Origin of the sequence: Spiroplasma sp. DGKH1, from assembly GCF_040940205.1 — a bacterium.
GTDB lineage: Bacteria > Bacillota_I > Bacilli_A > Mycoplasmatales > Mycoplasmataceae > Spiroplasma.
Genome location: NZ_JASTWG010000019.1, coordinates 1 through 606, shown reverse-complemented (window position 1 = coordinate 606; position 606 = coordinate 1). Strand labels below are relative to the sequence as shown.

2 pseudogenes are annotated in these 606 nt (G+C 65.5%); one reads left to right on the top strand and one right to left on the bottom strand.

The features are described from left to right. Positions 1-481: pseudogene (locus QPK10_RS06725) on the bottom strand (integrating conjugative element protein); the annotation flags it as partial. Here QPK10_RS06725 and QPK10_RS06720 point away from each other — a divergent pair. Continuing rightward, a pseudogene (locus QPK10_RS06720) lies at positions 453-606 on the top strand (DUF2345 domain-containing protein); the annotation flags it as partial. The pseudogenes QPK10_RS06725 and QPK10_RS06720 sit on opposite strands and share 29 nt — an antisense overlap.

Genomic DNA, 606 nt, shown 5'->3' with positions numbered 1-606 from the left:
CCCCCAGTACCCGGGTGGCGAATGCAGCGGCTTCTTGGGGGGAGGACCAGGTGTTGCAGACCAGGCCGTTGTTACAACTGGCGGAAGGCACGCTCGATGAGTCTTTCACCGAGCGGCTGGTCAACAGGTTGTAGCCCGCCCGGGTCACGTCGTTGACGATGCGAATGGGCTTCTGGCCGGAGCCGCCGGCCTTGTCTCCACCGACCCAGGTTACGCCATCGTTGCCGCCCTTCTTCTCCACTACTTCGAGGGCGGATACGGCGTCTTTCCCGCCAGAGGCCAGCGTGGCGCCCAGGGCCTGGCCTTCAGCGATTTTCCCCCAGCCGGTCTGCTCGCCAGCGATGTCGGCCATCTTCTCGGCGATCGCTCTGCAAGTCCCTTTCGAGCGGTCGTAGTCGATCCGCGCCTGCAGGATGCCATTGGTGATCAGGTTGTAGAGCTGAGGGTTCGCGCGCTGGATGATCAACGCCGGCAGCGACATCGGCCTGGTCGCCCAGGGCGGCGAGCTGCGCCAGATCACCCACCAGGGGCCGATGCTGCTGCAGGCGCAGAAGAACGACATCCGCCTGGAGGCCAAGCAGAGCGTGGAGGTCAGCGCCAGCCAGC